This is a genomic window from Paenisporosarcina sp. P4_E4_2 (genome assembly GCF_056401595.1).
In genome coordinates, this window is the sequence record NZ_JBFUJC010000200.1 from 1 (window position 1) to 5,705 (window position 5,705).

At 38.3% G+C, this 5,705-nt stretch carries 6 protein-coding genes; 1 reads left to right on the forward strand and 5 read right to left on the reverse strand.

Annotation, left to right across the window (positions count from 1 at the left end; all coding sequences use genetic code 11):
- Positions 1-1,681: exonuclease domain-containing protein (locus AC1DSB_RS13275; RefSeq protein WP_477586867.1), on the reverse strand; the 1,681-nt coding region annotated here is incomplete at its 3' end.
- A gap of 677 nt (positions 1,682-2,358) precedes the next feature.
- Between AC1DSB_RS13275 and AC1DSB_RS13280 the strand changes: the two genes are divergently transcribed.
- Positions 2,359-2,799, forward strand: coding sequence for a hypothetical protein (locus tag AC1DSB_RS13280; protein ID WP_477586868.1), 441 nt, complete (start codon positions 2,359-2,361; stop codon positions 2,797-2,799).
- Positions 2,800-2,897: 98 nt separating this feature from the next.
- Here the strand turns inward: AC1DSB_RS13280 and panD are convergent, their stop codons facing one another.
- The 4 genes from panD to AC1DSB_RS13300 form a co-directional block, all read right to left on the reverse strand.
- On the reverse strand, positions 2,898-3,281 hold the full coding sequence (gene panD / locus AC1DSB_RS13285; protein ID WP_016427391.1) for an aspartate 1-decarboxylase: 384 nt from the start codon (positions 3,279-3,281) through the stop codon (positions 2,898-2,900).
- A gap of 3 nt (positions 3,282-3,284) precedes the next feature.
- Positions 3,285-4,136 (reverse strand): pantoate--beta-alanine ligase, encoded by an 852-nt coding sequence (gene panC / locus AC1DSB_RS13290; RefSeq protein WP_477586869.1) that lies wholly within the window; start codon positions 4,134-4,136, stop codon positions 3,285-3,287.
- Positions 4,133-4,969 (reverse strand): 3-methyl-2-oxobutanoate hydroxymethyltransferase, encoded by an 837-nt coding sequence (gene panB / locus AC1DSB_RS13295; RefSeq protein WP_477532677.1) that lies wholly within the window; start codon positions 4,967-4,969, stop codon positions 4,133-4,135. Before panB ends, panC begins: the two co-directional genes overlap by 4 nt.
- Before the next feature lie 240 nt (positions 4,970-5,209).
- Positions 5,210-5,705: biotin--[acetyl-CoA-carboxylase] ligase (locus AC1DSB_RS13300; protein WP_477586870.1), on the reverse strand; the 496-nt coding region annotated here is incomplete at its 5' end.

Genomic DNA, 5,705 nt, shown 5'->3' on the forward strand with positions numbered 1-5,705 from the left:
GATCTAAATCTTCGAACAAAATCGTTTGTTTCGAATGAGATTTTGTCGCAGTCTTACGGCGGACACTCTGAATAATGGATTGAATCGCTTCATCAAACTTGTCACTACACCTCATATAAATCCGATCAAGTTCATCGAACGAATAAATCACATCCACCCCATGTTTCTCCAAAACATTGGCGAAAGAAAAGGTTAATTGTTCCTGATCGCGGGTTCCAAGTTGACCAAATACATATTTCCACTGCGTGTATGAAAAGATTCTTTCATCACGTGTATTCGCAGCTTGTACAAATTGATGTGCTTCATCAATAATAAATCCACTGATTTCATTCTTGAGTAATGGTTCCAGCCTATGCCGATCAGTAAAGAGCATGGCATGGTTGGTAATAAGAATATCTGCATGCTGACTTTGAAGCAATGCATATGCATGGAAATCATGGTCATTCACTTCCGTTGTCTTAACGGAAAATGCATTTTTCCGGACTTTGTCGAGGAAAAATTGACCGCCACTTGAAACGTTCAGTTCCCCAACATCACCTGTAGAAGTTCTTGTTAACCAAACTAACAGCTGGCAAATAGCAAACGTTTCATCATAAGATTCGTCTTTTGCACGCAGTAATTCCTCGAAACGGTGCAAGTCGAGATAATGTCTAGCACCTTTCAAAATCGCAACTTGAACACTATTTTTTACAATGGCTTCTAATTTCGGTATTTCAACGTCATATAGTTGCTCCATTAAGTGAGTAGTGTACGTGCTGATTAATACTTTTTTGTTTTGTTGTTTTGCATAGAAGTAACTTGGAATTAAATAACTTAGCGTCTTTCCGAGTCCCGTCGATGCTTCAATGGCCAGTTCATTTTTTTCCTGAAAGGTTTGCCATATGGCATCCATCATCTGAAACTGCCCTTCACGTTCTTTGAAGTCCTGTAACCCTTCTGAAAAATAGAGACGTTTCTGGTTCTTGGTTTCAGGATAGAAAATGGAAGATTCCACTGGACCTTGCATGAAATACTTCTGTCGAAGCGGAATGCCTTTATAAAAATCGTAATTTTCGGATTTGAGCATCTTTCGCTTTCTTTGAAGAGCTTCGAAAAATAAAGCAGAGATGTCGAATTTCATCTGAAAAGATCGTTTATGAATTAGTTCTAGTGTTTGAATCGGCAGTTTTTCAATTTCTTTCATACACTCTATAAATAATTCAGCGGTCGCATAGGCATCATCGTCTGCACGATGGGCATTTGTTAGTTGGATGCCCCGCTCTTGGGTAATATCCTGTAATTTATAACTGAAAGACGTCGGAAACAGTAAGCGTGACAGTTCAACGGTATCCATTTTTTTGCCTTTCCATAAAGGGAATCCCGTACGCTTGAATTCGGCTTGTACAAAAGATAAATCAAAATTCGTATTATGCGCAACAAAGATACAATCTTCCAGCATGTCATAAATGTCTCCGGCCACATCTTCAAAAATCGGTGCATCTTTGACGTCATCATCTGAAATATTGGTCAAGTCTTGTATGAATAAAGGGATTTTTTTACCTGGTTGAATGAAGGTTGAAAAAGTAGATTGGATTTGCCAATCTCGTACGAATACAACGGCAAATTGAATCATCCGATCCCCTTTTGCAGGCGAATGACCCGTCGTTTCAATATCTACAACGGCATAAGTAGGGCTTAACATAAAATATCAGCTCACAATTTAGACTTCTAACAAAAAAATTGTATCACAAAACATCTATGGAAGTGTAACTGACACGATGTGATGAGGTCTATTTCAAGAAGGAGGTTATTGCCAAATGGACATATGGAAACATTTCACCGCCATTTTTATCCTGGCTTTTTCATTATCTGCTTGCAAAACGGAATAAGAGGTACTTCGTGACCAACATCCTGTTGGCCCAAGTAAGCTTGCTAGTTCGTCTGCGGAAAGGGCGCAGATTCCATTTTTAATAAATTTAAAAAAGCCAAAGAAAATAACAATATCGCATTTTCCACAAAAATGGTAGATGAAAAAGAAATGATTGAAACATTACGATTCACCCTATAAAAAGACACTATTCCAGACTGGATTCCGGTTTGCTTTTGACTTCCCCCTGTATAACTTACCTGAGCAAAAAACATCCCGATGTTGTAAATTTGGCAGTTTCCTTAATTTTACTCCGTTTAATTTCATCATTCCTTATAATCAAAAAGGTTATTTGGAATTTTTATGGAATATATATTTATATCTATTACATTATTCTCATTCCGAATAACTTTTAAGATTATTTGAAAGGAAGTTGGCTTATAAAAAAAGAGAAAAAGATAAGAATCATATACTCACTCATATCATTAACAATGATATCAGTTATTTTGTTTATGCTTTATTTGAATAGCTGGCATCAAAAACAATACTTTCTAGATAATATCCAATATCCCTTAGTCGAATTACAAGGAATTTTGCAACAACAAGAAACAGAAGGTTGGAACAACCCTCAGATTGTTTCGAACCAATTAAATCTTATTCTTGATGATCTATGGTATGGAACGGCTTCCCATACATTCCCCTCCAAAGGACTGAGTAAAGAAGAAATGGAAACCATCCAAAAGATTGCTTCTGCATTAAATCAATTACCGACAAATTCAAATTACCAACTAAGCACTTGGACAGAAGAAGATATAAAGAAAGCTCAATTTGTAAATCAAGCACTAATTAAAGCTGAACTGAAAATGGAGAATACAATTTCTGTTGACTGGGACTACTTCATGGCGCAATGTGAAATATTGCAACAAGAATTACTATTTATTAATCAACCTTGAGCAGTTACCTAAAATGAATTACATCATAAAAAAGAGGAAAGAAGTGAGATCACTTCTTTCCTCTTTTTATTCTGTACATGTTGAAATACAGTTTTTACTTACATTACTGTTGCTTCAGGTTCGTAGCTGATGATTTCACGAATTGAATTATTCTCACCCATGATGGCAACAGTTGGTTTATGTTCTTTTGCTTCATCGTTCATCACGTATGCATACGACAAAATAATGACGACGTCGCCTTTTTGAACAAGACGGGCAGCTGCTCCATTAACACAAATAACTCCACTGCCTCTTTCGCCGGCAATGATATACGTTTCAAAACGTGCACCGTTATTGTTGTTTACGATATGCACTTTTTCATTTGGCAGCATACCGACTGCATCCAAAAGATTTTGATCGATAGTGATACTGCCTACATAATTTAAATCCGCTTCGGTCACGACAGCGCGGTGAATTTTTGAATTTAACATCATTCGTAACATGGATTATTCTCCTTTATTGTTCAAAATTAAATTATCGATCAGCCGTGCTTTTTCGAAAAAGACAGCTACCGCTAAAATAATGGACTTGTTATTTGATAAATTATTTGTCAGGTCGGGATAGCTCAACAGTTCCACATAATCAATATTCCCAGACGTGCCATTTTCGATGTGTTGTATGGTTACTAATGTAGCTTTCTCGGCATCCTGGTTCTTTTGATAATCTTCCAGTCCCATTTGTATCGCTWGTTGGATAAGTGGCGCTTCGACACGTTCTTTTTCACTTAAGAATACATTTCTTGAACTTTTAGCTAAACCGTCCTCTTCCCTAACTGTTGGGACTCTGCGAACTTCGAAAGGGAAATTATAATCTCTTACATACGTTTCAATGATAGCTAGTTGCTGAGCATCTTTTTGGCCAAAATATACTTTAGTCGGCTCAACTAGATGGAAAAGCTTTGTGACAACTTTCAAGACACCATCAAAATGTCCAGGTCTTGAAGCACCACAAAGAACATCAGCTTGAGCACCTGCACGGATTGTAATTCCGCCATCTTGCGGATACATTTCTTCCGCTTGCGGGAAGAACAACAAATCGACTCCTGCCTCAACGGCCATTTTCGTATCCCTTTCTAAATCTCGGGGATATCTGTCCAAATCCTCATTCGGACCAAATTGTGCAGGATTGACAAAAATACTCATGATCACAAAGTCATTTTCTTCTCTTGCATGTTTAACTAAAGACATATGCCCTTCATGCAAAAAGCCCATCGTTGGCACAAAGCCGATGCTTTTACCGGCTTGTTTCGCTGCTTTTACGTTTTCTTTTAGATCGTTGATTAACTGAACTTGAATCATTGTTTTCCTCCGTATAACTGTTGGAATTCTTCATCTTTCATTGAGAATCGGTGTTCAACTGCTGGAAATTCACCAGATTTCACTTCATCAACATATTGTGTCAAGCCGTCTTCAATTTCTTTGCCTGCACTCGCATAAGCTTTAACAAACTTAGGCATATGATGGCTACCATAAGTCACGGTGTCATGGAATACTAGAACCTGACCATCCGTTTCAGCGCCAGCCCCAATGCCGATGACAGGAATCGTCAAAGATTCTGTGATTGTTTTAGCGAGTTGGTAAGGAATACATTCCAGAACTACCATAATGGCACCTGCTGCTTCACATGCCTTGGCATCTTCAATTAGTTTTTGAGCAGCTTCCGCAGTTTTCCCTTGTACTTTATAGCCACCTGATACGCTTGCAGATTGTGGAAGCAACCCAAGATGAGCCACTACGGGAATACCAGTACGTGACAATAAACGGATGACGTCGATCATTTCATCCGCACCTTCAATTTTCAGTGCTTGTGCATTTGTTTCCTGGAAAAGGCGAATGGCATTCGAAAGTGTAGTGTCCGTTGTCCCGTGGTAGGTTCCAAATGGCATATCCACTACAAGGAAGGTATCTTTTGCACCGCGTCTTGTTGCTTTTCCATGATGAATCATATCTTCCATTGTGACAGGAATCGTCGAATCATATCCAAGCACAACCATGCCCAGGGAATCTCCCACAAGCAAAATTTCAACGCCTGCACTTTCTGCAATTTTTGCAGATGGATAGTCATAAGCAGTTAACATAATAATTTTATCGTTCTCTTTTTTCATATTAATAAAATCGGTCGTCGTTTTCATTTCCTAGCTCCTCTCTTCGGAGAGAAAACCAAAATAAAAACCCTACTGACCAGGAATGGACAGAAGGGTTGCGTAGGATAAGTAATTGGTTTCCTCCGTCCCTGTCGATTAAGATCAAGGCAGAATTATTAAATTTATAAAGATCTTCTTGTATTCATCAGGTGCAGTTCTACAAAGATACTGCCCTTCGCTTTTACTATAACAGAAATAAATTGCACATTCCATCTTGATTTACTTTTCTTAATTTTGTATTTCGATATCAGCAGAGTAAATTCCGTGAATCTGACCATCGTCGGTTTTGACTTGTAATACCCCATCATTTGTAATGCCGAGAGCCAAGCCTTCAATTTGCTGATTAATCATGCTCGCTTTTATTCGTTTACCGAGTGTGCACGAATAACTTTCCCATAGGATCTTCAATGGCTCAAAACCGTGCGTTATATATAAATCTGTATAAATTTCTAAATGATGCAAAATTCGTGCAATCAGTTGAGCACGATCGACTGGTTGTCCAGAAACCATTTGAATGGAAGTGGCGATCGATTGTATTTCTTCAGGGAAATCTGTTTCTAACTGGTTAACATTCACTCCGATTCCCAAAATGATGGCATGAACACGGTCCATGTCGGCCTGGAGCTCTGTCAATATTCCAGTACATTTCTTCCCATTTATTAATAGGTCATTCGGCCATTTAATCTCTGCGCGAATGCCTGCTATATCTTCTATGGCTCTTGTG

Coding starts and splice junctions, on each gene's coding strand:
- AC1DSB_RS13280 (WP_477586868.1), top strand. CDS start 2,359: ATGCTTTATTTGAATAGCTGGCATCAAAAACAATACTTTCTAGATAAT.
- panD (WP_016427391.1), bottom strand. CDS start 3,281: ATGTTACGAATGATGTTAAATTCAAAAATTCACCGCGCTGTCGTGACC.
- panB (WP_477532677.1), bottom strand. CDS start 4,969: ATGAAAACGACGACCGATTTTATTAATATGAAAAAAGAGAACGATAAA.